Annotated in this window: 18 protein-coding genes and 1 pseudogene; 3 read left to right on the plus strand and 16 right to left on the minus strand. The window is 59.6% G+C overall.

The window, feature by feature from the left end:
• Positions 1-92 precede the first annotated feature (92 nt).
• From HB780_RS25130 to HB780_RS25185, 13 genes and pseudogenes are all read right to left on the minus strand, one after another.
• Positions 93-1184: a porin gene (locus HB780_RS25130; RefSeq protein ID WP_183690100.1), complete on the minus strand. Its 1092-nt coding sequence runs from the start codon at positions 1182-1184 to the stop codon at positions 93-95.
• 344 nt (positions 1185-1528) lie between these two features.
• Positions 1529-2632: an OpgC family protein gene (locus tag HB780_RS25135; RefSeq protein ID WP_286203189.1), complete on the minus strand. Its 1104-nt coding sequence runs from the start codon at positions 2630-2632 to the stop codon at positions 1529-1531.
• Positions 2633-2835: 203 nt separating this feature from the next.
• Positions 2836-11346 (minus strand): glycoside hydrolase family 94 protein, encoded by an 8511-nt coding sequence (locus HB780_RS25140; protein ID WP_183690104.1) that lies wholly within the window; start codon positions 11344-11346, stop codon positions 2836-2838.
• Positions 11347-11767: 421 nt separating this feature from the next.
• The gene (locus tag HB780_RS25145; RefSeq protein WP_286203064.1) at positions 11768-12451 is read right to left on the minus strand and encodes a helix-turn-helix domain-containing protein; all 684 of its coding nucleotides are present in this window, start codon (positions 12449-12451) and stop codon (positions 11768-11770) included.
• A 293-nt stretch (positions 12452-12744) separates the two neighbouring features.
• On the minus strand, positions 12745-12903 hold the full coding sequence (locus HB780_RS25150; protein WP_183690106.1) for a hypothetical protein: 159 nt from the start codon (positions 12901-12903) through the stop codon (positions 12745-12747).
• A gap of 164 nt (positions 12904-13067) precedes the next feature.
• Positions 13068-13256, minus strand: a complete 189-nt coding sequence (locus tag HB780_RS25155) for a hypothetical protein (protein WP_183690108.1) — start codon at positions 13254-13256, stop codon at positions 13068-13070.
• 340 nt (positions 13257-13596) lie between these two features.
• Complete coding sequence (locus HB780_RS33230) at positions 13597-13719, minus strand: hypothetical protein (protein WP_286203065.1); 123 nt, start codon at positions 13717-13719, stop codon at positions 13597-13599.
• 117 nt (positions 13720-13836) lie between these two features.
• Positions 13837-14586 carry an ABC transporter ATP-binding protein gene (locus HB780_RS25160; protein WP_183690110.1) on the minus strand — a complete coding sequence of 250 codons (750 nt, stop codon included), beginning with the start codon at positions 14584-14586 and terminating at the stop codon, positions 13837-13839.
• Positions 14583-15417: pseudogene (locus tag HB780_RS25165) on the minus strand (ABC transporter ATP-binding protein). Before HB780_RS25165 ends, HB780_RS25160 begins: the two are co-directional and overlap by 4 nt.
• Positions 15414-16340 carry an ABC transporter permease gene (locus HB780_RS25170; RefSeq protein ID WP_183690112.1) on the minus strand — a complete coding sequence of 309 codons (927 nt, stop codon included), beginning with the start codon at positions 16338-16340 and terminating at the stop codon, positions 15414-15416. Before HB780_RS25170 ends, HB780_RS25165 begins: the two are co-directional and overlap by 4 nt.
• Positions 16337-17404 carry an ABC transporter permease gene (locus HB780_RS25175; RefSeq protein WP_183690114.1) on the minus strand — a complete coding sequence of 356 codons (1068 nt, stop codon included), beginning with the start codon at positions 17402-17404 and terminating at the stop codon, positions 16337-16339. The genes HB780_RS25170 and HB780_RS25175 overlap by 4 nt, the downstream gene beginning before the upstream one ends.
• Before the next feature lie 21 nt (positions 17405-17425).
• Positions 17426-19066 (minus strand): ABC transporter substrate-binding protein, encoded by a 1641-nt coding sequence (locus HB780_RS25180; protein ID WP_183690116.1) that lies wholly within the window; start codon positions 19064-19066, stop codon positions 17426-17428.
• A gap of 36 nt (positions 19067-19102) precedes the next feature.
• Positions 19103-20170, minus strand: coding sequence for a dipeptidase (locus HB780_RS25185; protein ID WP_183690118.1), 1068 nt, complete (start codon positions 20168-20170; stop codon positions 19103-19105).
• Between the two features lie 236 nt (positions 20171-20406).
• Here HB780_RS25185 and HB780_RS25190 point away from each other — a divergent pair, with 236 nt between their 5' ends.
• The 3 genes from HB780_RS25190 (at position 20407) to HB780_RS25200 (ending at position 22483) form a co-directional block, all read left to right on the plus strand.
• A complete protein-coding gene (locus HB780_RS25190; RefSeq protein ID WP_183690120.1) occupies positions 20407-21045 on the plus strand; it encodes a LysE family translocator in 639 nt (212 codons plus the stop codon).
• Positions 21045-21164, plus strand: coding sequence for an integrase core domain-containing protein (locus tag HB780_RS33395; protein WP_183690122.1), 120 nt, complete (start codon positions 21045-21047; stop codon positions 21162-21164). The genes HB780_RS25190 and HB780_RS33395 overlap by 1 nt, the downstream gene beginning before the upstream one ends.
• 152 nt (positions 21165-21316) lie before the next feature.
• A complete protein-coding gene (locus HB780_RS25200; RefSeq protein WP_183690124.1) occupies positions 21317-22483 on the plus strand; it encodes a GGDEF domain-containing protein in 1167 nt (388 codons plus the stop codon).
• A gap of 405 nt (positions 22484-22888) precedes the next feature.
• On the opposite strand, the gene HB780_RS25205 is transcribed toward HB780_RS25200, so the two are convergent.
• The 3 genes from HB780_RS25205 to HB780_RS25215 form a co-directional block, all read right to left on the minus strand.
• Complete coding sequence (locus HB780_RS25205; protein WP_183690126.1) at positions 22889-23914, minus strand: ABC transporter permease; 1026 nt, start codon at positions 23912-23914, stop codon at positions 22889-22891.
• Between the two features lie 32 nt (positions 23915-23946).
• On the minus strand, positions 23947-25488 hold the full coding sequence (locus HB780_RS25210) for a sugar ABC transporter ATP-binding protein (protein WP_183690128.1): 1542 nt from the start codon (positions 25486-25488) through the stop codon (positions 23947-23949).
• Positions 25489-25563: 75 nt separating this feature from the next.
• Complete coding sequence (locus HB780_RS25215) at positions 25564-26493, minus strand: sugar ABC transporter substrate-binding protein (protein WP_183690131.1); 930 nt, start codon at positions 26491-26493, stop codon at positions 25564-25566.
• Positions 26494-26779: the final 286 nt, after the last annotated feature.

Below are 26779 nucleotides of genomic sequence, written 5' to 3' on the forward strand. Positions count from 1 at the left end.
GTTATGACGGGCATCAAACCGGTTATGACGGGCATCAAACCGGTTATGATTGGCGTCAAGCCGGGTAGGGCCGGCCTCCCGCCGGGATCAGATCAGAACTTGCGCTCGAAACGCAGCGCGCCCGTCCACTGGTCGGTATTGGCGGCATCGTAGCGCATGTAGGTGAGTTCAGGCATGACGACCAGATCCTTGACCGGACGCCAGGCCAGGTTCGTCGTCGCCTGCAGAATGCCACTGTCGGTATAGGCGACCATGGTGGTATTTTGCAGCTTCGGCGTAAAGGTGTAGCTGAAGCCGGTCCAGAAGGCCCAGTCCCCCCAACCGCAGTCCGCACCACTCTTCGGGCAAGCCGCCGCATTGGTGTTGAGGAAGGAACCGGCATATTTGTTCAACTTGTCGCCGTCCGTATTCCAGCCACCCATGAAGAACGGCTTGAATGCACCGAAGTCGCCATCGATGCGTGCCTTGATGGCACCCTCTTCGACGACGGAATCATATCCACCGACGATCCTGAACTGGAACATGCTGCCCTTGTAGCCGGCACCAGCCACGACATCCGGAGCGTAGTGATCAGCTTTTCCGGTTTGCCATGCGCCACGATAGGAAGAGCTCGTCGCCGAGGAATTGGAATCTTCCAGCGACACCAGTGCGGTAAAGCCGTTGCCGGACTCGTATTTGTAGGTGAGCTGGTTGAGCTCCTTCGGGCCTTCGTAGACGACCTCGTCATTTACGAGACTGGTCGTGTAACCCATGTACATCGTATATTGGGAGTCGAGCTTGCCGACGGTGAAACCAGCGAGGCTGATATTGGCAAACAGCAGCCGGGCGTTGGTCGTGCCGCCATCTTGCCAATCCCACCGGTAAACGGTGTTGGTCTTGAGCGGACCATATTCCGTATCCGTTGCGGTATCGAAGGAAAGTTCCGCGCGGGTATGCCATTGTGTGCCGATGTTGCTTGCCGCGTTCTTCGGATCTTTCCAATAACCCTCGGTGCGGACCTTGCCGCCGACCTTCAGACAGGTTTCGGTTCCAGGAATGAAGAAATAGCCCGCGCCAAACGCATCGCAAATCCGGACATATTCCAGCGGCTCCGGCTCGGCGGCCACGATGGCGTCAGCTGCCTGCGCTCCCGAGACAGCGACCAGGGCGGCGGCGGAACCAAGAAGAAGACTTCTGATATTCATAGAATACTCCAATCCAGTATCGATTGGGCATGAGCGTGCGCGCCGAAAATTCGACGCCTCCTACCCCATTCCCGTTTGACGATCCCCACGATTGCGTCAAGCACCCATTCGGGCGCGTGTGGCGCCGGGATGGCGACACTCCCCGAGCACCGCCACGGCGTCGATGTAGGCGTTTAAATTTTGCACAACAAGATTTTGAGCAATGGAATTTTCGCAGCGACGCTCCGAAGCGCTGCCGCGTTGCAGAAACATCACGTCACACGTCCTTCACGAAAGTGTCGTGAATCGATTTTCTTTGGGAATCAATGTTGCTCATTGCGGCACAGAATGTGCCGCCAAACAGGCTATCGGTGCCGTTCAACCCGCATCGTTAGGCGAAGCGGACCCACCAATGTCTTGGCGGGGCGATGGTTGGCCGTATCTAGCCGCTTGTGCTCGAGATAATAGGCATAGGCAAACTGCACGACGATGCCGACGACGACATAGGCGGCGCCAACAGCCGGATCCTTCTCCGTGATATAGAGGATGACCTGCCCCACCATGGCAAGGATGGTGCCCGCAACGAAGATGCTGAGGGAGTGCCGCCCGAGGATCGTCAGCGGATGATTGGCAGGCCGCCGCAGCACGCGCGAGACGGACGGGATGCAGACGATGAGATAGGCAAGCGCCAGCACATGCAGCAGCCGCGGCAGCGACAGGAACGTCTTGTCGAAGCCGGTGATGACCGTGGGCAGGCCGAGCGCGGCCAACTGGTCGCCCAGTATCCAGAGCTTGTCGGTGACCCAGATGAAGGACAGCATGACATAGGCGAGCGAAAGCGCGAACAGGATCGGGTTATAGGCAATCCGGCCACCACGCTTCACATGCATGATGGAGACGAAACCGATGACGAACAGGAACTGCCAGGAGAGCGGGTTCAGGAACCAGAAGCCGTCGAGCAGTGTCGTGTGCGGCGCGATCTGGTAGATGCCGGCCAGCAGCCAGACGGCGCCGGAGATCAGCAACAGGAGCAGCGGACCTTTCGCTTCCAGCACCAGTATCAGCGGCAGCAGCAGGAACAGCACTCCGTACATCGGCAGGATATTGTTATAGCCGATCTGGTGGCCGAGTAGCAGCAGGGCCGGAATGCCGCGAGCCGGATCCATCAATACGGCAAGGATGTTCACCTCGCAGAGCAGGCCCACCTGGTGGAAGATCCAGGCACCGGAAATGAACAGCACCAGGGTGATGAAGGTGGTGATCATATGCGCCGTATAGAGCGTGATGGCGCGCTTGACCGCCTTCCAGGCGGTCATGAGCCGATTGCCGGGCTTGAACCGCGTGCCATAGGCAAGACCGACGGAAATACCGGAGATCAGCACGAAAGCCTCGGCACCATCGGAGAAGCCGAAATTCTTGGTCGTCAGATGCTCGAAGAACTGGCCGGGCACGTGATTGATGAAGATCATGATCAGGGCCAAAGCCCTCAGAACATCCAGCCTGGTGTCGCGCCCTGCCGACACTTTCGGCGAGCCGCCGGCGCTTCCCGACCGTGTGTCGATATGTGCCCTGATGTTCATGAACATCTCCTGTTCCGGCATTCAAATGCGGATAGGGCCAAAGAGTTCCCTCTTTGGCCCTATCGATCAATGCAAAACAGTGCACAAAAGCGTTACTGTTCGATCGGATAGCCCTCTTCGGGATTAGCAAGTGCCCTATCATTCACTGTGACTGAGTATCCGCTCGCATCGGGCGCTTTTGAGACGGAAATGCGGTATTTTCCGCTCGGCAGATCGAGGTCCGCCGCAAAGCCGTCCCACGTCGACGGTAGCGCCGGCTTGACGTAGAGGCGACCGTTCTTGACGCGGATACCGAGAATGCCCTCGATCGCGACGCGATAGAACCAGCCGGCCGAGCCTGTATACCAGGTCCAGCCGCCACGACCGGTCAATTGCCCCTCGCCATAGATGTCGGCGGCGATGACATAGGGCTCGACGCGATAGGTATCGGCCTGATCCCGATCAAGTGCATGGTTGACCGGGTTCAACATCTCGAAGCAATGCCAGGCATCGTCGCTGCGGTTCATTTCCGCCAGAGCCATGACCACCCAGGTGGCGGCGTGGGTATATTGGCCGCCATTTTCGCGGACACCCGGCGGGTAGGACTTGATGTAGCCCGGATCGCGCGTCGACTTGGAGAAAGGCGGCGTGAACAGCCGGATCATCCGGTTGTCATCGTCGACCAGCTTTTCGAGAACGGCGTTCATCGCCGTCTCGCCGCGCTTGGGATCGCCTTCGCCGGAGAGAATGTTCCAGGACTGCGCAATCGAATCGATCTGGCATTCGAAACTTTCGTTCGAACCGAGTGGGCTGCCATCATCGAAATAGCCACGGCGATAATGGTTGCCGTCCCAGCCCGCCGTTTCCAGCGACTTGCGCAGTTCGGGCACATGCTTGGTCCAGCGCTCGACACGCTCCTTGTCGCCGCGTGCTTCCGCATAGGGCAGGAAGGCGGTGAGCGTGCCGGCCAGGAACCAGCCGAGCCAGACGCTTTCGCCACGGCCCTGAATGCCGACGCGGTTCATGCCGTCGTTCCAGTCGCCGCCAAGGATCAACGGCAGGCCGTTGCCACCCTTGCGCTTGATGGCGAGATCGAGCGCCAGCGCCGCATGCTCGTAGACGCTGACCTTATCCTCCGACACCGTCGGCTGGTAGAAGGCGTCATGCGTGCCGGGCATCAGCGCGGCACCCTCGACGAAGGCAAGCTCTTCGTCCAGAAGCGACTTGTCGCCCGTCACCGTGCAATACTGGTTGATCGCATAGGCGAGCCAGACGACGTCGTCCGAGATATGCGTACGCACGCCGGCGCCGCTGCCCGGCAGCCACCAATGCTGCACGTCGCCTTCGCGGAACTGACGCTGCGCCGCATTGACGATCTGCTTGCGCGCAAGTTCCGGCGCATGCGTCAGGAAGGCCAGCGTATCCTGCAACTGGTCGCGGAAGCCGAAGGCGCCCGAAGCCTGATAGAAGGCGGTACGCGCCATGATGCGGCAACCGAGGCTCTGATAGGGGAGCCAGGCGTTGATCATGTTGTTCATCGCCTTGTCTGGCGTCGAGATCTGCAGACGACCGGTAAAGCCGTCCCAGAAGCCTCGGGTTGCCGAGAGCACGGTCTCGAAATCCGTCTTGCGGATCTCGGCCACCAATGCGCGCGCCTCCTCGAGAGAGGCGGTATCGCCCATGTAGAAGCAGACGACCTTCTCTTCACCCGCACCGACGGTCAGGTCGAAGGCGAGTGCTGCGCAGGGATCGCCTTCGAGGTCGGTCGAGTTGGAGAGGACGGCACCGGAAACAACGGCTTCCGGCATCTGCACCGTGCCGTGACGGCCGATGAATTCGCGGCGGCTGGCCGAGAAGCTCGAATGCGCCTCGCTTGCCGCCATGAAGGCGACCCGCTTGGAATAGTCGATGCTGTAGGGATTGTTGGCAAACAGCGCGCCCGTCTCCTCGTCCAGCGACGAGAGGATGAAGGGCTTGGTCTTGTGCGGATTGATGCCGAGCACCCATTCCGCATAATTGTAAAGCCGCAGCTGCCGAGTGCCCTTACCCTTGTTGCTGACGCGCAGGCGGAAGACCTTCACGGGACGATCGCGATCGACCGTCTGCGTCAGTTCCAGCGCGATATCGTTCTCTTCGCTCGAGAAAACCGAATAGCCGAGGCCGTGGCGGGCCTCAAACTGTACCTTTGGATTGCGCGACAGGCCCGCATAGGGGGTCATCACCGTATTGCTGTCGAGATCGGTCACATAAAGCGCCTCGCCCGGACGGTTGATGACCATGTCGTTGGTCCATGGGGTCAACTGATAGTCGCGCGAATTGTGGCTCCAGGTGAAGCCGCCGCCTTCGGCGGCCACATGGAAGCCGAAGCGCTCGTTGGTGATGACGTTGATCCACGGTTGAGGCGTCGACTGGCCGCCGGCAAGCCGGACGACATATTCGCGGCCGTTTTCGGCGAAGCCGCCGTAGCCGTTCCAGAAGTCGAGATCGGTCTGCGCTCCCAGTTCTGTGGCCGCAAACACCGATTCCTGTGGTGCAAGCACCACGGCGCGGCGATCGACCGGAGCCTGGTCATCCTTCGGCGACGACCCGAACAGCGTCGCCGCCCGGGCGATCTGGTCGACCAGCTTGCCGTTGCGGGCATGGAAGACGACGCGCGAAGAGGCGAGGATCTGCTGATAAGTCTCGTTTTCGATCAGATCCTTGCGCACCGCGAAGATGTGCTGGCGCAGCCCATCCCCCTGATTGTGGCGGATATGATCGGCAAGCGCATCCAGCTCGTGCTGCATGGCCTGCGCATGCTCGGCGGCGCATTCGTTGAGGATCACCAGATCGGCGGCGATGCCGCGCGAGCGCAGGTATTCACCGGCACTCAGCGCTTCCTTGGCGATCTCGATATCGATTTCGTCATTGATGCGCAGCGTGAAGATCGGGAAATCGCCCGAGATGGTCACCGGCCAGAGCGCCGACTGCGAATGCAGACCGGCAAGGACGGTGGCGCTGTCGGCGCGCAGATGCATGTCGGGATAGACGAGGTAGCGGGCAAGCTTCTGGAATGCGGCCGCCTGCTGTGAAGAAACGCCGACATGGCGCATCTGCATCTGCGTGCGCGTCCAGGCCTGCGTCAACTCGGCTGCGAAAGCATCCGGATTGCGGTAACGCTCGACTGCCTTGTCCACCTCTTCGCGGTTCGGCGCGGCGATGGTCCAGAAGATCACGCTGACCTTCTTGCCGGCCGGCACGCGCACGACACGGCGCAGCGACAGGCAGGCATCCATCGTGAAGCCTTCCGTGCCCGACAGCGTCGCGCCCTGATCGAAGGCGGCGGCCTCGGCAAGCGTGCGACCACGGCCGAGGAACTTGCGGCGATCCGTCTCGAATTCCGTCGGACGCTCGGAACCGGCATTGTCGACGACCAGATGCGCGATCGCCATGTCCGGCTCGTTATAGTCGCGCTTGTTGCGCTCGGCGCGCAGCACATCGCCGCTGCCGCCAATCTCGGTGCGCACGAACATGCGCGCGAAGACCGGATGGCCGGAATCGACGTCGTCGGTGGCAATCGCGGGCTCGAGATAGGAGGTCACTTCGATGAAGCGATCTTCCGAACCCATGTTGAGCAGCGTGACGCGGCGGCCTTCGGCATCGTTTTCAGTCGCAACGATGCACTCGACCTCACTGGTGAAGTCACCAATAGTCTTGCTGTATTCCGCCTTTTCGTCGCTGAAGGCGACCTTGACCTTTTCGCCTTCGATGCTGCGTGGCTCCGCAGTCGTCGACCACCATTGGCCGGACACGGTATCGCGCAGGAAGATGAAGGTGCCCCAGCGGTCTTCCGTCGGATCGGGCCGCCAGCGCGACACGGACAGGCCGTTCCAGCGCGAATAGCCGGCGCCGGTCGCCGTCAGCATGACGGAATAATGGCCATTGGAGAGGAAGGCGAGTTCGCGGTCCTGCGTGGCCGGATCGGCGATCTTGCGGATCTCCGGACGCAGCATGTCTTCCTGGATATTGGCCGGCTGGTCGCTCTCGTGCTTGGCGGCCATGACCGGAATATCGCGCGGCGCCTTTTCCTGCAGCAGCAGTTCGGCCGCTTCGATCACCGGATCGGCGTGGAAGAGTTCACGCAGTCGACCATTGAAGGCAACGTTGGCAACAGCCGCAATCGACATGCCGTGATGGTGGGCATAGTAGTTGAAGACCACCGCGCACTTCTTGCCTTCGGGAACGCGGGTCGGGGTGAAATCGACAGCATCATGGAAGCCGTAGATCCCAAGCGCGCCAACCTTGCGCAGCTTCTGCAGGTTTTCGAGCGCCGCTTCCGGCCGATACTGGCTGGCGAGGATGGAGGCATAGGGCGCGATGACGGCATTCTGGCCGAGACCACGCTTCAGGCCGAGCGAGGGCACGCCGAAGTTGGTGTACTGATATTGCATCTGATGGTCGCGGGCGTTGAAAGCCGCTTCCGAAATGCCCCAAGGAATGCCGGCGCCAAGGCGCTTGGCATAATTCATCTGTTCCTGGACGATCAGATTGTTGGTCTGGTTGAGAATACCGCCCTGACGCTCCTGCATGACGAGCGGCGGCATCAGATATTCGAACATCGAACCGGACCAGGAGACCAGCGCGCCACGCGAGCCCACAGGCACGACCTGACGGCCGAGGCGATACCAATGCTCCGTCGGCAGGTCGCCCTTGGCGATGGCGAACAGGCTGGTGAGACGGGCTTCGGACGCCAGCAAGTCGTAGCAGGCGGCATCAAGCTCGTTGGTTTCCACCCGGAAGCCGATGGAGAGCAGGCGCCGTTCCGGACGATAGAGGAAGGCGAACTCCATACCGAAGGCGGTTTCGCGCATGCGGTCGCGCAGCTTCGCCAGGCGCTGACGCAGCGCGTCAACATTGGCGAGATCGAAGACGCTGTCGGCGATATGGCCTTCGCAGACCTTCACCAGCGATTGCGACCAGGTGAGCACCTCGCCGCTCTGCGGCGACTTGACCTCGTGGTCGAGATTGGCGGCAAGCTTCTGGATGTCATGCGCCAGGACCGAAAGGTTGATGATGCGGATAGACGCGAACTCATGCTCGCGCTTGACCGCCGCCAGCGCGTTCTGGAAGCCGAGGATACGCTCTTCCAGGCGATGACGCAGCGGGCGCACCGTCTTGCGGTCATCGGGAAGCTCGGCAAGTATTTCGGCGAGGATGCCGGCGACGTCGCCGACGCCGTCGAGATTGCCCTGCATATGCGCGGACGGGGCTTCCGCCCAGATGCGGCAGGCCGAGGACACGGCGATCAGGTGACCGGCAAAATTGCCGCTGTCGACCGCCGAGACATAGCGCGCGCCCATCGGCTTCAGCGTGTCCGTATGATACCAGTTGCAGAGATGGCCACGGAACTTTTCGAGCTTCTCGACCGTCGCCATGGTCTTTTCCATGCGATCAATGGTTTCCTCGAAGGAAATCCAGCCGAAATGGCGGGCCGAGATAATCGAGAGGAAGTAGACACCGATATTGGTCGGCGAGGTGCGCGAGGCAACAACCGGATGCGGCGTCTGCTGCACGTTATCCGGCGGCAGGTGGTTCTGCTGCTCGACGACGAAGGTGTCGAAATAGCGCCAGGTGCGCCGCGCGATCTTGCGCAGTTCCGACGATACGCTTTCCGGCACTTCGAGCTTGTCCTCGGTTTCCGCCGACTGGCTGACATACCAGGCGATCGCCGGCGACAGGACCCAGAGCAGCGCAAAGGGAATACCGACGAGGAAGGCATTGTCACCCGACAGCGATGCGAAGGCGAGAGCCAGCAGCGCCAGCACCGGTGCATGCCACATGACGCGGTAATGGCCGAGAATGGTGGTCTGCGCCGCGGCCTGGGCGCTGGCGGCGGTGCGCCATTGCAGCATCAGCTTGCGGCTGACGAAGGCGCGGTAAAGCGAGCGGCCGATGGCGTCGGCCATGACGCAGGCGCTGTCCGCAATGAAGACGATACGCAGCGCCACTTGCGCGTTGGCGGCGCGGATATCCGTCCAGACCGTATAGAGATGGGCGCGGGCGATGATATCGCTGCTGCGCGGGATGATACCGTTGATGAGCGACAGCGTCGGCGCAACGAACAGGCAGAAGATCAGCAGGATCTGCCAGATCAGGGCGGCGAACGGCCCCATGAAATACCAGCCGAGAACCGAGGCGAAGAACCAGGCGATCGGCGTCAGCGAACGACGCAGATTGTCCATCATCTTCCAGCGGCCGAGGCCGGTGACGCCGCGCTTCGGATTGAAGAGGTAGGACAGGAGCTGCCAGTCACCACGGGCCCAGCGATGCTGGCGCGAGACTTCGACTTCATAGCGGATCGGGAAGTCTTCCACGAGCTCGCAATCGGTCACCAGCGCGCAGCGCGCCATCGAGCCTTCGAGCAGATCGTGGCTGAGAACGGCATTCTCATCGATCTTGCCCTTCAGCGATGCCTCGAAGGCGTCGACATCATAGAGGCCCTTGCCGGTGAACGTGCCTTCCTCAACCAGATCCTGATAGACGTCGGAAACGGCGAAGACGTAAGGGTCGAGACCGCGATTGACCGAGAAGACGCGCTGGAACACCGAGGCGTCCTTGCCGGTCGTCAGCGACGGGGTGACACGCGGCTGCAATACGCCATAGCCGCGAACGACGCGCTTGGTATCCGGATCGAAGACCGGCCGGTTGATCGGATGATGCAGCTTGCCGACGAGCTTCGTGACCGTATCGCGCACCAGACGCGTGTCGGAATCGAGCGTCATGACGTATTTGACGTCCTTCGGCACGGTATTGGCGCCGGGCAGGAAGGTGGTGTCGCGGTCGCCGCGTAGGAGCAGGTTCAGCTCGTGCAGCTTGCCGCGCTTGCGCTCCCAACCCATCCAAGAGCCTTCGGCCGGATTGTAGAGACGGCGGCGATGCAGGAGATAGAAGCGCTGCTGGCCGTCCTCGGCGTAGCGGGCCGCAAGGCTGGCGACTTCACGGCGAGCATAATCCAGGATTTCCAGATCGCGTTCGCTCTCTTCCTCCTGGCTGTCCGGCCAGTCGCTGAGCAGCGCATAATAGACTTCGCCGCGCGGATTGGCGAGGTAATGGACTTCGAGATTGCGCACGAGCTCGTCGACGCTATCACGGTTGCCGATCAGCGTCGGCACGACGACCAGCGTGCGGGCCTCTTCCGGAATGCCTTCCTTGAACTCATAGCCGACGAGGCGCGCCGGCGTCAGGTACATGGTAACAACGAAATTGAACAGGCCCGTCGCCCCTTCGGACGCCGGCAGCGAGAACATCAGCAGCATGAGAATGGTTTCAGCCCAGCCCATGCCGGCCTGAATCATGAAATAGCCGACGACAGCCAGTACAAGGGCTGTCAAAAGCATCACGGGCGCTGCGATCGCCAGCCAGTTGAGCTTGCGCCACTGGCGCACGAAGCGCGCCGACAGGAAGGGGCGATAACCGATCGCCTTTTCCAGCTTTTCCGTCTGCTGGCCCATGATGTAGTCGCCGATATTCGGCTCTTGCGGCTGCGGTTCCCCCGAAGCCTTGGCGGCTTCCGTCATCGCCATGGCGACCTGGGCGATCTCCATTTCGGTCTTCTTGGAACGGCGGGCGAGCTTTTCGATGCGGCGGCGATAGCTGTTGCGCGAGCCGGGATCGAGTTTGGCGTAGTCGGTCTCGTCCCACAGCAGCTTGTCGACCGCGCTGACCTCTTCGACCCAGACCGACCAGTCCGTATCGTCGATCAGACGCAGGCTCTTGATGATGTTGCCCATCGTCACATTGCCGGACGACAGCCGGTTATGCTCGGCCATCATGACGCTTTCAGCGTCCGTGCCGGCATCCGCCATGCGCTTTTCCATCCAGGTGACGGCGAGGCCGGAGGTGTGCGAGCCATCACGCAGGCGATAGAGGAACTGCGTCGCGAAGGTATTGTCCGACGTATAGGGCTCGAGCGTCTTCAGGAATTCGGCGACCTTGGCGTCGTCGTTGAGGCGGATCAACTCATCGACGGCCTCATTGGCCTTCTTGCGCGTGATGCGGCTCTGCTCGACGCGGCTGGAGATACGGCGCAGATTGTCGACCAGGATATAGCGCACCAGCGACGGAACCGCCCATAATTCGCCGATCTTCAGCATCTCAACGGACTGGAAGCCCTCCACCAGCGCCAGCAGGCCCTGGTTGGTTACGGAGCTGTGCGTATGGGCGACATAGAGCCAGGCGAGCGCCATGGTGCGCGGCATGACCATGCCGCCGATGGTGATCGTCTGGAGCTGATCGTAGAACTTCTTCGGGAAATCGCGACGGACTTCCTGGATCGCCTCTTCGATGACGTAGTGGTTGTCGAGCAGCCATTCGGCCGCCGGCGTGATCGATTCGCCCGCGTCGACATCGGCATTGGCCGAACGGTAGACCCGAAGGATCTCCTTCTCGTTCTCCTTATGACGCGCAAAGAAGTCGAAAGGCGCAAAGCCCGGCAGCGTCGTCTTGACGCCGTTGCGGGCGAACGTCGCGCCGCATTCCCGTATCTGCTCGTTGGAGAAATAGGTGGCCCGGATCGATTCATTGTGATCGATCTGCTTGGCGTCAGAAGCGCGTAGCGAAACAGTGGAGAGATTTTGAGTCGTCATGGATTCGGGTTCTGGGTCCAAACAGAGTGACAGGCATTATCGCCTTTGATGTCTTTGTCCTGCCCGACACAACCATTCACACATTTGGACCCTTTTGCTTCGCTTCCCGGCGCGCGAAGGGGGTGAACTGGAGGTGGCGGCTTAGAACAAACGATTCAGGCGAAGATTTTCATGGGCTCTTTTTCGGGATCATGGCAATTTTTACGCCACCATTCGAAACAGGCTCCCATGAAACTTGAGACGCGGCCGGATGGTTCCGACAGCAGTCCCGTTATGTCAAAAACAATCGATCAGGGTCACGAGGCATTCTCCTTGGGCTGACTTCTTGCAAACAGGAAGCAGGGTATTTCAGACTGAGCCCTCCATATCCCGCAGAAGATGAACTTAAACTGAACTCCCTCAAAAGATTCACAAATTCGTCTCAAGCGCCACTTTTTTCCGGATAGGAAATAATCGACAGGAAACGGATCGGCAGACTGACCAGCACTTCCGGGCCATGCGGCGCATCGGCATCGAAGAACAGGCTGTCGCCGGGCAGCATGGCATAGAGTTTGTCGGCGTGGCGATACTTGACCTCGCCTTCCAGCATATAGATCAATTCCAGACCTGCGTGCTGAAACGCTGGAAATACATCCGAATCGGCCGTCAGGGTAATGAGATAGGGTTCGACCTGCAGGCCGTTGGAGCCATTGCCGATATGGCCGAGCAGATTGTACTGGTGACCGGCGCGCGTACCCCGCCGCTCCATCTCCAGACCCTCGCCGGCCTTGACGAAGACGGCATTGCGCTTCTCCTCGAAACGCCGGAAAAATGCTGTGACGGGCAGGCCGAGCGCCCGCGCCAGGGCCTGCAGCGTGGTGAGCGACGGCGAGGTATTGCCGTTTTCGATCTTGGACAGCATGCCGAGCGATATGCCCGTGGCCGAGGCGAGATCAGCGCCGGTGATGCCAAGCTTCTTGCGATAGGCACGAACCTCATGGCCGATCGCCATTTCGAGGTTGTTCTCCTTCGCGTCGCGCAGGGCGTGTGGATCCTGTTTCAGAATTGCCTTCGCATCAAGAGCACTACTCCGCCTGCCGCTGCGCCCAGCCTCCACCTTGGTCATGCCTCCGCCCCAATCTATTTTTGTATTTTGGCGGAGCTTACTGTTTTAACGAGGCGCATTCTATTGGGCAGGACAAAATTTCTTTGTCCGGCAAAGTTCTGGCCGCATGCCGGAAGAAGAATTACCGTGGGGGAAGGATTGAATTTGGAAAGAGGCGGAGCAAGCCGCCAGTCACAGCCGACCAGACCTGAACATCGGCACGATGAAATACTATCGTCCCTAGGGAACAGGCGAGAGAAGAACGCCTCAGCCACGATCGGTCAAACCCGATCGCATCATCTCCAAAATGAAAATCAGACCACGATGCCGCAAACGATGGCGGCAACGAAAATGAACGCGGCGGAACACAGCGCAACGTTGATCACGGTGTGGATCTTGTGCCGCGTCGCAGCAGCACGCTTCGAAGCATCGAACCGGTTCACATGCGTATTCGACATACCCAAATTCGCCATGTGTTGCCTCCGTTGATTTTTTATTGTCGCAGGGGACGAGCCCATGCCTGACATTTATATAGTCTCTATCAATTAGGTAGAGATAATTTTCCGTCCAGAGGGCCGCGAGGGGAAAAATAAACCACTGGTTTCAGGTGGGGCTCGATAATCGGCGGAGCAAGAGCTCAGCAGAGAATACGGCGAGCCCAGATCAAGGTGCGCTCCACGGCGCTTGATTCAGAAGCCGACGTCTCGGGCTGGCCGATCAGATGACGGCTCTTTTCTTCCGGTATAGTAACAGTCAAGACGTCCTCTTCCTTCGCCGGAATCGGCGGATGAAGATAGCCCATGGTCATTCCACCCATGAAAAACATGCCTGCCTCCACTCGTGTACGACCCGGTAAGGATCACGAAAGTTAACCGTCATTAACAACATCATGACAGAAATGCGGCACGTGTCAATAGTCTATACGATTGGTCGTCTATAGCTCAAAATTCACATTCTCCGAAACCCTTGAGCTACGTCAGTTGAGAAATTCGGCTTGGTGTTTTTACTATATGCCTCGCCGAATTTTTTCCCGTTGGTGCAGTCAAATATGGCCCACAATATGCCATCTATTACCAGCCCGACATTTTGCTCGCTGGCGTCCCATTCAACTGCAATGCTCGGCAAAGAAGACATAGGCGTATTCAAAAATATTCCTATTGAATCTACTATCTTACTGCCTTGTTTTCCTCGGTCGCACAAAGATAAAAGTAGCCGACATCGCCATCGAACTCGAACACTCCAGCAAGATCCCCGCTTGATCGAACCGCACTTTCGAAAAGTTGGTCCATTCGTTTCTCCTCAGTCGAGAAGCTTCAATTTTTAGTTTTCACTAAGGCGATGATCCGTTGGCGTCATTGGCTCAGTTCCCCCACGGGGTCGACTAAAGGCTCAATGAGCGCAGGCGCTCAATCGCGAACAAACCCTTTGCTCGCGATCATCAGATTGCGCGTATAGTCTTCCTCGACCTTGCCGGCCGCCAGATCTTTCGCGCTCAGCCGCTCGACGATGGCGCCGTTCTGCATGACCACGAGGCGCTCGCACATATGGGTGACAACGCCGAGGTCGTGGCTGACCATGACGAATGTCAGGTGGCGATCCCTGCGCACCTGCTCCAGCAGATTGAGCACTTCCGCCTGCACGGATGCATCCAGCGCCGAGGTCGGCTCATCGAGCAGCAGAATGGACGGCTCGACGATCAGGGCGCGGGCGATCGCCACGCGTTGACGCTGGCCGCCGGAAAGCTGGTGGGGATAGCGGAACCGGAAACCGCTGCCAAGACCGACCTCATCGAGCGCCCTGGCAATGCGCGTCTCGCTGTCGCCAATGCCGTGGATCGCCAGCGGCTCCAGCAGCAGCCGATCGATGGTCTGGCGCGGATGCAGCGAACCGTAGGGATCCTGGAACACCATCTGGACCTGCCGATAGAACGACTTGGCGCGCTTCGAGCCCTTCAGCGTCTCGCCGTCGATACGGATCGTGCCGCCGTTGACCGGCGCAAGACCTGCAACGGCCCGCAACAAAGTCGACTTGCCAGAACCGGACTCGCCGACGAGGCCGAAGGATTCGCCCCTGTTCACATCGATGCTGACCGCATCCAGAGCATAATAACCGTCATATACGACGCTGAGACCGTCAACAGAAAGCGCCGCCGTCATGCCGCCCACTCCGGCTTGCGGTCGAGAACCGGCAGTGGATGGCGGTTTTCGCCGATCACGGGCATGCAGTTCAGCAGGCCACGCGTATAGGGATGCTGCGCATTGTTCAGCTCGGAAGCCTTCAATTCCTCGACGATCTTACCGGCATACATGACGATGACCCGATCGCAGAAGGAGGAGACCAGCCGCAGGTCGTGCGACACGAAGATCAGTCCCATGCCACGCTCCGATACCAGCTTATCTATGATCCGGAGCACATCGAGCTGCACGGTAACGTCAAGCGCCGAGGTCGGCTCATCGGCAATCAACAGCTCCGGCCCGGCGATCAGCATCATCGCGATCATCACGCGCTGGCCCATGCCGCCGGAAACTTCATGCGGATGCAGGTCGTAGACACGCTTCGGGTCGCGGATCTGCACCGCTTCCAGCATGGCCATGGCGCGGTCGCGCGCTTCCCCCCCTGCCAACCTTTTCATGCGTGCGCAGCGTTTCGGTGATTTGCTTGCCGATGGGCATCACAGGGTCCAGCGAATATTTTGGGTCCTGCAGCACCATGGCGATGCGCTTGCCGCGCAGCGACCGGCGCTCCCTAGGCGAGATCGACAGCAGATCGATGCCGTTGAAATTCAGCCTGTCGGCGCTGACGAGCGCGTGCGGCGGCGTCAGACCCATGATGGCGCGACCGGTTTGCGATTTGCCGGAACCGCTCTCGCCGACGATGCCGAGCCGCTCGCGGCCGAGCGTGAAGGAGACGCCGCGCACCGCTTCGATGACACCGGTGCGGGTTGGATAGTGAATTTTCAGGTTCTCGACCGTCAACATCGTCGTCATTGGCCGCTCTCCTTCGGATCGAGCGCATCGCGCAGGCCGTCGCCGAGCAGGTTGAAGCCGAGGCTGACGATCAGGATGGCGATGCCAGGCATGGCCGCCACCCACCATTGGTCGAGATAGTATTTGAAGCCGCTGGCGATCATCACGCCCCATTCCGGCAATGGCGGCTGCGCGCCGAGGCCGAGAAAGCCGAGACCGGCGGCCGTCAGGATGACGCCGGCCATGTCGAGCGTGACGCGCACGATCAACGAGGAAATGCAAAGCGGCATGACGTGGCGGAAGATGATGCGTAGCGACGAGGCGCCCATCAGCTGCACGGCGGCGATATAGTCCGAACGCCGCACCGTCATCGTCTCGGCCCTTGCCAGACGCGCATAGGGCGGCCAGGAGGTGATGGCGATGGCGATGACGGCGTTTTCGATGCCGGCGCCGAGCGCGCCAGCAAAGGCCAGCGCCAGCACCAGCTTCGGAAAGGCAAGGAAGATGTCGGTGATGCGCATCAGCACGGTATCGACCCAGCCGCCCAGATAGCCGGCGACCATGCCAATGATCAGGCCGATCGGCGCAGAGATGACTGTGACGAGCACGACGATATACAAGGTCCAGCGCGATCCGTAGACCAGCCGGGAGAGGATGTCGCGCCCGAGATCGTCGCTGCCGAGAAGGTAGCCCTCCGTACCCGGCGGCTTCAGATAGGCGTTGCTGAGATCGCCGATGACGGGCGAATGCGGGGCGATGACATCGGCAAGTGCTGCGATCAGCACAAGTGCGAGGATGATCAGCAATCCGACGACGGCGAGGCGATTGGCGGAAAATTGCCGCCAGGTGACGTAGGCGCGCCCGAGCCTTGCCTGCCGGCGCGACTGCGGCCGGTCCGACAGCAGCCAGTCACGCCAGCCAATTTGCGTGGTCCCAGCCGTCATTTACGTCGCGTCCTTGGATCGAGGGTCCGATAGAGCAGATCGGAAAGCAGGTTGATGCCGATGAAAACCGTGCCGATGACGATGGTGCCGCCGAGCACGGCGTTCATATCGGCATTGCGAAGCGAACTGGTGATGTAAAAGCCGATGCCCGGCCAGGAGAACACGATCTCCGTCAGCACCGACCCCTCCAGCAGCGATGCATAGGAGAGCGCGATCACCGTGATCAGCGGCACGGCGGCGCTGCGCAGCGCATGGCCCCAGATCACCCGCGTTTCCGAAAGTCCCTTGGCGCGGGCAGCGACGATATATTCCTGCCCCAGTTCGTTCAGCATGAAACTGCGCGTCATGCGGCTGATATAGGCGAGCGACAGATAACCGAGCAGCGAGGCGGGCAGGATGATGTGGCGGAACACGTCCCAGAACACGTCCCATTGCCCCTGCATGGCGCTGTCGAGCAGGTAGAAGCCAGTGATCGGCGTGAACGTATATTCGTAGGCAATGTCGATGCGGCCGGGATAGGCCACCCAGCGCAGCTCAGCATAAAAGATAAGGAGTGATATCATCGCCAGCCAGAAGACGGGCACCGAATAGCCGACGAGACCGATGACGCGGACGACCTGATCGATCAGGTTGTTGCGGCGCACGGCGGCAAGCACGCCGAAGGGAACGCCGAAGACGGCTCCGATGATCGTGCCGACGGTCGCGAGTTCCATGGTCGCCGGAAAGACGCGCCTTATATCGTCCATCACCGGATTGGTCGTCAGCACCGAGGTGCCGAAATCGCCGGTGAGCGCGCTCACCAGATAAAAGTAGAATTGCTGATACAGCGGCTGGTCGAGATGCATTTCGCGGCGCAGGCGTTCAATCACCTGCGCAGGCGCATGGTCGCCGGCAATCGCCAGCGCCGGATCGATCGGGATCACCCGTCCGATGAAGAAGGTGACGGCCAGAAGGCCGAGATAGGTCGTGATGGCAACGACCAGGAAGCGCAAGACGCCCATTAGAATGGGCGCGGTACGGCCCTTTTTGGGCCGCACCTCCATTTTCCGTTCGACAGTGCTCAAGGGATCAATCCTGCCGGATTATCACTTCGAGATCGGCCATACGAAGTTGGTGTCGAAGCTTGGACCGAGCTTGAAATCCTTCACGTCCTTGCGATAGCCGGCCACTTCCGTCTGCTGATAGAGGAAGATGAAGGGGCTGGCTTCCAGGTACTTCTTCTGGATATCCTGATACATGGCGGTGCGCTTGGCGGTATCGATCTCGAACAGGGCGGCCTTTGTTTCCTTGTCGAGTTCCGGCGTCGTCCAGGTATTGCGCCAGGCAAGCGTCTTGTTGGTGCCGGCATCAGAGTTGTCAGGATTGTTCGTGAAAGTATCAGCGTTGGAATGGGGATCCCAATAGTCGTTGCCCCACTGACCGTAATAGATGTCATGATTGCGAGCGCGATATTTGGTCAGCTTCTGCTTGCCGTCGCCGGGGATGATTTCCACCTTGATGCCAGCCTGACCGAGCGTCTGCTGGATCGTGGTGGCGATGCCGGTATCCGGCTCGATGCTACGCGCGTCCATGGTCACGGAGAAGCCGTCCGGCAGGCCGGCCTTGGCCAGCAGTTCCTTGGCCTTGGCGACATCGAGCTTGAACGGATTTTCGTCCAGCGCGCCAAGCAGGCCCTTCGGCTCGAAAGTCTGATGGATTTCGCCGATGCCCTTGATCAGCGTCTTGCCGATGGCGTCGTAGTCGATCAGGTATTTGAAAGCCTGCTGCACTTCCGGCTTGGCAAGGTTCGGGTTCTTCTGGTTGAGGCTGATGTAATAGATCGTGCCCTTCGGCGCACTGGTCGAGGCCAATTGCGCGTTCTTTTCCACGGCGGCGAGATCGGTCGGCGACAGATTGCGGGCAATGTCGATATCGCCATTCTCCAGCGCCAGACGCTGCGCCGAGCTTTCCTTCATGAAGCGGTAGATGACGCGGGTAAGCTTCGGCTTGTCGCCGTAGAAATTTTCATTACGCTCGAGAACCACTGCCTCATTGGCGCGCCATTCGCGCAGTTTGAACGGGCCGGAACCGGCAAAGCCAGTCTTCAGCCAGCTATTGCCGAAGTCGTTGTCATACTTGTAGTCGGCCGTCGGCGTCGCCGGCTTGACGTGCTGCTGGACCAACTTCTTGTCGACCACTTCGGCGACGGTGGCGGTCAGGCAGTTCAGCACGAAGCTCGGCGCATAGGGCTTGTCGACAGTGAAGACGAAGGTGTTCGGATCGGTGGCCTTTGCCTTTTCCGTGACGTTGTCGCCGGTCAGGCCGAACTGGGTGAGAATGAAGGCCGGGCTCTTGTCAAGCTTGACCACGCGCTCGAAGGAATAAGCCACATCATCGGCGGTGATCGGATTGCCGGAGGCGAATTTCAAGCCAGGCTTCAGCTTGAACGTATAGGTCAGATGATCGTCGGAAACCGACCAGCTCTCGGCAAGATCGCCCTGGATCTTGGAGGTATCCTTGATATCGAGGCGGACAAGCAGGCTGTAGGTGTTGCCGGTGATTTCGGCGGCGGAGAGCTCGTAGGCCTCAGCCGGGTCCATGCTGAGGATGTCGTCAAAGGCGAAACCTTCAACCAGCGTATCCTTCGGCGTTTCGGCGAAGGCGTTCGGCGCCGCCGCGAGCAAAATCGAGAGAGCCGCGCCGGCCGAAAGGGCGCGGAAGCTGCGGTTCATCCTGGTGATCATCATATTCTTGTTCCCTTATTTGGATTTTTATCAGTCTGATTATGCACGCGAGGCGCTGCCCTCTCCCCAGGCGGACGCCAGAATACGAAGCCAATTCTCCCTGCACAGCTTCGCAAGATCGGCCTCACCATAGCCAACGTTCCGAAGAGCGGCAATCAGCTTTTGATTGCCGGCGGCATCGCCGATATCTGCCGGGATAGTCGCCCCGTCGAAGTCCGATCCGAGCCCGACGCAATCGATGCCGACGCGTTTGATGAGATGGTCGAGATGGCGGATCATCACCTCGATCGGCGTGTCGGCATCCGAGCGGCCGTCTTCGCGCAGCATGGCGGTCGCATAGTTGAGGCCGACGATCCCACGGCTCTCCTTGATGGCGTCGAGCTGTTTGTCGGTGAGGTTGCGCGCGACCGGGGTCAGCGCATGGGCATTGGAATGGCTGGCAACCAGCGGCTGGTCCGATGTCTTCGCCACATCCCAGAAACCTTTTTCGGTGATATGGGCGAGATCGATGACGATACCCAGCCGATTGCATTCGCGCACCAGCGCAAAACCTGCATCCGTCAGGCCGGGACCGGTATCCGGCGAACTTGGATAGGCGAACGGCACGCCATGGGCAAAGACGTTGTTGCGGCTCCAGACGGGGCCGAGCGAGCGCAGGCCGGCGGCATAGAAAGTCTCGAGCGCGACAAGATCAACGTCGATCGCCTCGCAACCCTCCATATGCATGACGGCGGCGAAGATGCCTTTTTCCATGCTGTCGCGGATTTCGGCGGTCGAGCGGCAAAGCTTCCAGGCGCCGGCGCGGTCGAGCTTGAGCGCGATCGCCGCCATTTCCAGCGCGATATCGAGCGACGGCGTCCGCTCCAGCGGTGCCGCGAGCGGCGTCGCATAGTGGCCGTTGCGGTCGGGTTCTGCAAAGACGAGATGGCCCGAGGGGATATAGATGGCGCAGAGACCGCCGGCGAGACCCCCCGCCTTGGCGCGCGGCGCATCGATATGACCGGTCGCTATCCCATCCCTGAATTCGGCGACTGGATCGGCACCTTCATTTGTATGATGCCAGAGCCTCAGCAGAACATCGTTATGGCCATCGAATACGGATTGCATCGTCTATCCTGGATAAAAGCTCGAACGAGCAGAGGGAAAGCGGCCAGAATAGAAAAGATGACAGGATTCGCCATCCCTAAATGAAAAAAATCTTCATCAGCATGAAGGGTGCAGGCGGACAGAAGCGGGAGCAACGGTCAGAAGTAAGTGTGTCGTCTCATTCGGAAATTTTGCGACGACGCTTGCCAAGCGTTTGGTCTTGTGGATTGCTCCACTAAAATAGTTGGGAGCATCATATGTCTGTCGAACACTGGCTTGCCTTTGTCGCCGCATCCGCCGTGCTTTTGGCGATCCCCGGACCGACAATCCTTCTCGTCATATCCTACGCCCTCGGGCATGGGCGCAAGGCGACGACAGCAACCGTTGCAGGGGTCGCGCTTGGCGACTTCACGGCAATGACCGCCTCCATGCTTGGCCTTGGCGCGCTGCTTGCCACATCGGCTGCGATCTTTACCGGCCTCAAGTGGATTGGCGCGGCCTATCTCATCTATCTCGGCATCAAGCTCTGGCGCGTTCCGGTCTCTGACAGAGCATCAGAAACGGAGGACACCGGGGCGGGGAAAGAGCGGCCGTTCCGAATTTTCCTGCACACCTATGCGGTGACCGCGCTCAATCCGAAGAGCATCATTTTCTTCGTCGCCTTTCTTCCGCAATTCCTCGACACCTCGCAGCCCATCACTTTTCAGATGGTCGTCTTTGAGGTGACATTCCTCACTCTGGCGACGTTGAATGCCACCACCTATGGTCTCATGGCCTCAATGGCCCGAAAGACGATCCGTAAGCCAAGCGTGCAACGTCTGGTCAATCGAACTGGCGGAACGCTGATGATCGGTGCCGGTCTGCTCGCGGCGGGATGGAAAAAGACTGCGGCTTGATGGCCGCAACTATTCTGGTATCCGCAACGTCGCGACGGACACTCGAAACCTGGCGTAGGGATTACATTGAGAGCCGTCCTCACACAGCCCTTGGCTATTTGACGCCGTCGCGTCCGTGAAAGTTCGTCGTCCACATTTCCGGTGCCTACACGGTCTGTTTACCAAATAATTTGAGGAAGAACCGGAAATCTAGATTTCCGTCAATGTTCGCAAAATATTCAACTCTTCCAGATAATGCGGCGCCATTGAATGACCATTGGTGCATTACTTGATGATCAACGAACTTGATATGCCAACGGTGCTCTTCTTACAGAAGACATCTTATATCGCCGGTGCAATGACCTTAGGGTATCTGCGAGCTACCTCGACCGAAAGCCGCGGGGTCGGACTGCTCGCGGCCAGTTTCGTTGTCCTGGCTGGAGGCTCAACCCTTGCCGGACATGCCGAAATCCATCCCGCGCTCTACGGTCCTCTCAGCCTCATCAATATCGTTCTTGCGGTACTGGGATATTGCCTGCTCGGGTTGGCCTTTATCGTGATCAGTAACCCCGAGCGGAAAATCAAGACGGTATTCGTGGTTATACCTGCAGCAGTGACGCTAGCCACGGGATTGATCACAGCATTCCATCTGAACAACACGTATCGAGCCACGACCTTTACTTTTCTCGGCTGCTTGACGATGGCGGCCACGGCGGCCGTCGTGTTCCTTGATGCACACCGTGAGCCGCTTCCCATCCGGAAACTCGTTGCGGCGATTCTTGCAGCTGCCAGCCTCCTCTCCTTGATCATGGGTCTGGAGTTCTGGTTCGACGCCTTTCCTCTCCTCGATGTGGCGAGCGGCTTTTTCCTGATGATCCTTTCAAAGTTCGTGCTCGCGATTGCGATCGTGATTTTCATCAGCGAACGCCAGCATATGAAGATTCGGCATCTGGCCGATCATGACGCTCTTACAGGCCTTCACAATCGTCGCTTTTTCAATGCGAACGCGCCCAAGCAGCCCCTACGGGGCGATGCAATTCTGTATCTCGATATAGATCATTTCAAACAGTTGAACGATCGTTGGGGGCATGCAGCAGGCGACGAAGTTCTCGCGACGATGGCTCAGGCGGTGCAATCGATTTTACCGCAGTCGGCATTGCTTGCGCGTCACGGGGGAGAGGAATTCATAGTTTTCCTACCTGCAAAAGCCGGGGACGCATTACTCCATGCCGAGCGGATCCGCCAAGCCGTCGCGGAGCTTCGCTATCCTACACTTGGGACCGAGATGACCGTGACCACGAGCATTGGTATAGCAAGAACCGTGCAGGAATATTCGGAACTCTCGGATCTTTGCCGGGAAGCCGACCGCGCCTTGTATTTGGCTAAAGCCGCAGGCCGAAACCGTGTTTGTGACGCCGAGTTCAACTCCGCTCCGGAGAATTATCGGCGCTCTGCATAATGCAGAACCACGACCAGCCACGGCCGCTTCCCGCCGCCATGACCCCGGGCAGGCTATAGCCGCATCTTAACATCTGCCCGCCACTGAAGTGCAGATCCAAAACGAACCAACATTTCAGCGAGAATCGCAGTTAATTGGTATTGGCTACAATCTCCAGAACGAATGGGCTTGCCAAGCTCTCCGTCCGACCAACAAAAGGACGGCCAGCGATAGGATCAGCGCCGGAAACATCACGATGATGCCTAGCTTGAGGAAAGCCCATGCCCCCAGTGCGGGCCCTACCGGCGTAAAGCGGCAAGCCACAAAATCGTGGCCAGCAAGCCGGTAGGGAGAGGTTAGAGCCAAGATCGACGCCGATCAGTGTCATGCCCCCGCCTTGAGACATCCGTGAAAGCCTCGGCTGTTCTAACGTTTCGCTCGCTTCTTCTGACGATAGACGTCGATGGCCACAGCCGCGATGATGATAACGCCCTTGGCGATTTCCTGATAATAGGCGTCGACGTTCAGGAAGGTGAAGCCTGAGATCATCACGCCGAGGATGACCGTGCCGATCACCGTGCCGGCGATGCGCCCGACGCCGCCGGTGAGCGAGGTGCCACCGATGACGGCCGCTGCAATCGCGTCCAGCTCGTAGGTCACGCCCATACCGGCCTGCGCCGTCTGGACGCGGGCCGCCGTGATAATGCCCGCAAGACCCGCCAGCAGACCGGCGATCGCATAGACCTTGACCAGATGCCCCTCGACATTGATGCCGGAGACGCGCGCCGCCTGAATGTTGGCGCCGATCGCATAGGTGAACTTGCCGTAGCGCGTGTAGCGCAGCACGATATGGAAAGCGAACGCGACCACCAGGAAGACGATGACGGGCCAGATGCCGGTGCCGATGAAGTTGAACTGGTCGGTGAGGCCCGAGATCGGCTGTCCCTTGGTGTAGAGCTTCGACAGGCCGCGCGCCGAGACCATCATGCCGAGAGTGGCGATGAAAGGCGGTATCTTCGTTCTCGTGATGAGCAGGCCGTTCACATAGCCGGCGGCAAGACCGATCAGCAGGCCGACACCGATCGGAACGAAAAACGGCAGATCGGTAAGCGCGGGATAAAGCGCCCGGGTCCATGTGGAGGACTGGGCGAAACTAGCCGCGATCATCGCCGTCAAACCGACAACTGAGCCCGACGATAGATCGATGCCCCCGGTGATGATGACCTGCGTCACCCCGACCGAGATGATCCCGATGACCGAGACCTGCAGGATCATGATCTTCAGGCGCTGAATGTTGAGCAGGAAGCTCTGGCCGACGAAGATCCAGCCGAGGATCTCGCAGAGGAGCGCGATGCCGATCAGCACGAGGAAAATGCCGAGTTCCGGCGGCACGCGACTGCGCCTCGAACGCGTCAGCGACGGTGCGACCGTCTCTGCAACTTTGCTAACCATGGTTCAATCCTCCCTTGCGATAATTGGCGGCGTCACTGCGCGGCCAGCTCCATCACCTTCACTTGAGTTGCATCCGCACGATCGAGGAAACCGGTCACCCGCCCCTCATGCATCACCATGATACGGTCGCTCATGCCGAGCACTTCCGGCATCTCCGAGGAGATCATGATGACAGCGACGCCGTTGCGCGCCATTTCCGTGACCAGGCGATGAATCTCCGCCTTGGCACCGACGTCGATGCCACGGGTCGGTTCATCCAGGATCAGGATGCGCGGATTGGTGAGCATCCAGCGGCCGATCAGCACCTTCTGCTGATTGCCGCCGGAGAGATTCTCGATGCGTTCGTCGAGGTTCGGCGTCTTGACGCGCAGCTTGCGCGCCATCTCCTCGCAAACGTCCGCGACCGCACCCTCCTGCACGAAGCCGCCACGGACGAATTTGTCCTGCAGCACGGCGATCTGCATGTTTTCGAGCACGCTGAGGATCAGCAGACAGCCCGTGTCCTTCCGGTCTTCCGTCAGGAAGGCCATGCGATGGCTGATCGCCACCGCCGGCGAGGAGATGTCGACCTGCTTGCCGAACAACTCGATCGTGCCTGAGGAAGCCGGCGTCACGCCAAACAGCGTCTCGGCGACATTCGAGCGGCCGGAGCCGACCAGCCCGGCAACGCCGAGGATTTCGCCGGCCCTGACATCGAAGGAGATATCGGAGAAAACACCATCCAGGTTGAGATTTTTGACGGAAAGAAGCGTCTCGCCGATCGGCACCTCTTCCTTCGGGAACATCTGGGTGATCTCGCGGCCGACCATCATGCGGATGATGTCGTCGCGCGTGACGTCGGTCGACGCGTGCGTGCCGATATATTTGCCGTCGCGGAATACCGAGAATTCATCGGCGATCTCGAACAGCTCGTTCATCTTGTGGGTGATGTAGACGATGCCGATGCCCTGCTCGCGCAGACCCCGGATAATCTCGAAGAGATGCGCAACCTCACGCTCGGTCAGCGCCGAGGTCGGCTCGTCCATGATCAGGACGTCAGAATCATAGGAGACCGCCTTGGCGATCTCGACCATCTGGCGGCTGGCGACCGAAAGCTCGCCCACCTGGATTTCCGGATCGATGTTGATGTTCAAACGACGGAAGAGGTCCTCCGTCTTCCGGCTCATCTCTGCATGATCGACGAAGCCAAAGCGGTTCTTCGGCTCGCGGCGGATCCAGATATTCTCCGCAACCGTCATATACGGCATCAGGTTGAGCTCCTGATGGATCATCGCAATGCCGTTTTCCAACGCATCAAGCGGTGATTTCAGGCGGATCGCGACGCCTTTCAGAAGCACTTCGCCCTGATCCGGTACATAGATGCCGGCCAGAATCTTCATCAGTGTCGACTTGCCGGCACCGTTTTCGCCCATCAGCGCATGCACCGTGCCACGCTTCAAACGGAAGGAAACGTCATCGAGGGCCACCACACCCGGAAATTCCTTGCGGATGCCTTCGGCGCTCAACAGATAAGCGGCATTGGGAACCACGCCGCTGGCGCGCACCGCAGCCATGGTGGATGGGCTGACAACCATCTTTTCTCTCCCGTAATGTGGCGGAATTTGTGAGGATGCGGGCTCACGCGCCCGCATCCGTCGATAGCGACGGCGTCAGTTCTTCTTGACGAAGTCCTTGACGTTTGCCGGCGTCACGAGCTGGAAGGGAATGTAGACCTTCTTCTCGACCTTACCGCCCTTGGCAAGCGTCAGCGCGGCATCAACGGCGCCCTTGCCCTGGCCGGCGGCGTCCTGGAACACCGTGACCTTCAGATCGCCGGCCTGCATCGAGGCCAAGGCGTCCTGCGTCGCGTCGACACCGGCAACGACGATCTTATCCAGCGACTTGCCGGAAGCCTTCAGCGCCTGGATCGCGCCGATCGCCATTTCGTCATTGTTGGCGATGACCGCATCGAATTCGAGACCGCTGGAGAGCCAGTTGGTCACAAGGTCGGCGCCCTGGGTGCGCTGCCAATTGGCAGTCTGTTCCTGGACGATGGTGATACCCTTGCATTCGTCGGTGGCGAGAACGTCATGCACGTCCTTGGTGCGCATGCGGGCTGCCTGGTTGGACAGTTCGCCCATCATGACGACGGCCTTACCCTTACCACCCAGAAGACGGCACACTTCCTTGGCTTCCAGCGTGCCGGATTCCAGCTCGTTGGAGGCCACGAAGGCTTGCCCTTCCGGCAGGCTGTCGACGTTTGCCGGCTCGCGGTTGACGAAGATCAGCGGGATCTTCGCTTCTGCCGCCAGCTTCGAAATGGCAGCAGTCGCATCCGTATCAACCGGGTTGACGATGATGGCATCGACCTTACTGGCGATGAAGTTCTGGATCTGGCTCTGCTGCTTGGCGATATCGTTCTGTGCGTCCTCGACCTGCAGCTTCACGCCCGGCGTCGTCTTGGCATAATCCTGCATGCCGTTGCGCAGAACGGTCAGGAAGTTGTCATCGAACAGCGCCATCGACACGCCGATAGTTTCGGCATGCGCCGCGGTCGAGAGCATCAGCGCCATAGCGGAGCCAAGAATAAGTTTTCTCATGATTTTCCTCCCAATTGCGGTGTCCGGCCACACCCCTCATTGATACCGGAACCCTCGGTTTCGACCGCAGGGCCAAAAATCCAGGCCGCCATCACTCCCATAACAGCGGACTTAAAACGGAACAAACAAACCGTTAAATTCATTGTGCGGAATATTTATTCCATTTCCAGGGTGAAACGTCAACACTATTTTACAATCGTCCCGGCGGAGACGGCGGGCGGCGGACGACAAGGGAATTTTCAACGGCGAAAGGCTGTAAAAGGCGGTGTTCGAACCCACATCAGGG

It is taken from the genome of Rhizobium lusitanum (assembly GCF_014189535.1).
In the GTDB taxonomy this organism is placed as follows: domain Bacteria; phylum Pseudomonadota; class Alphaproteobacteria; order Rhizobiales; family Rhizobiaceae; genus Rhizobium; species Rhizobium lusitanum_C.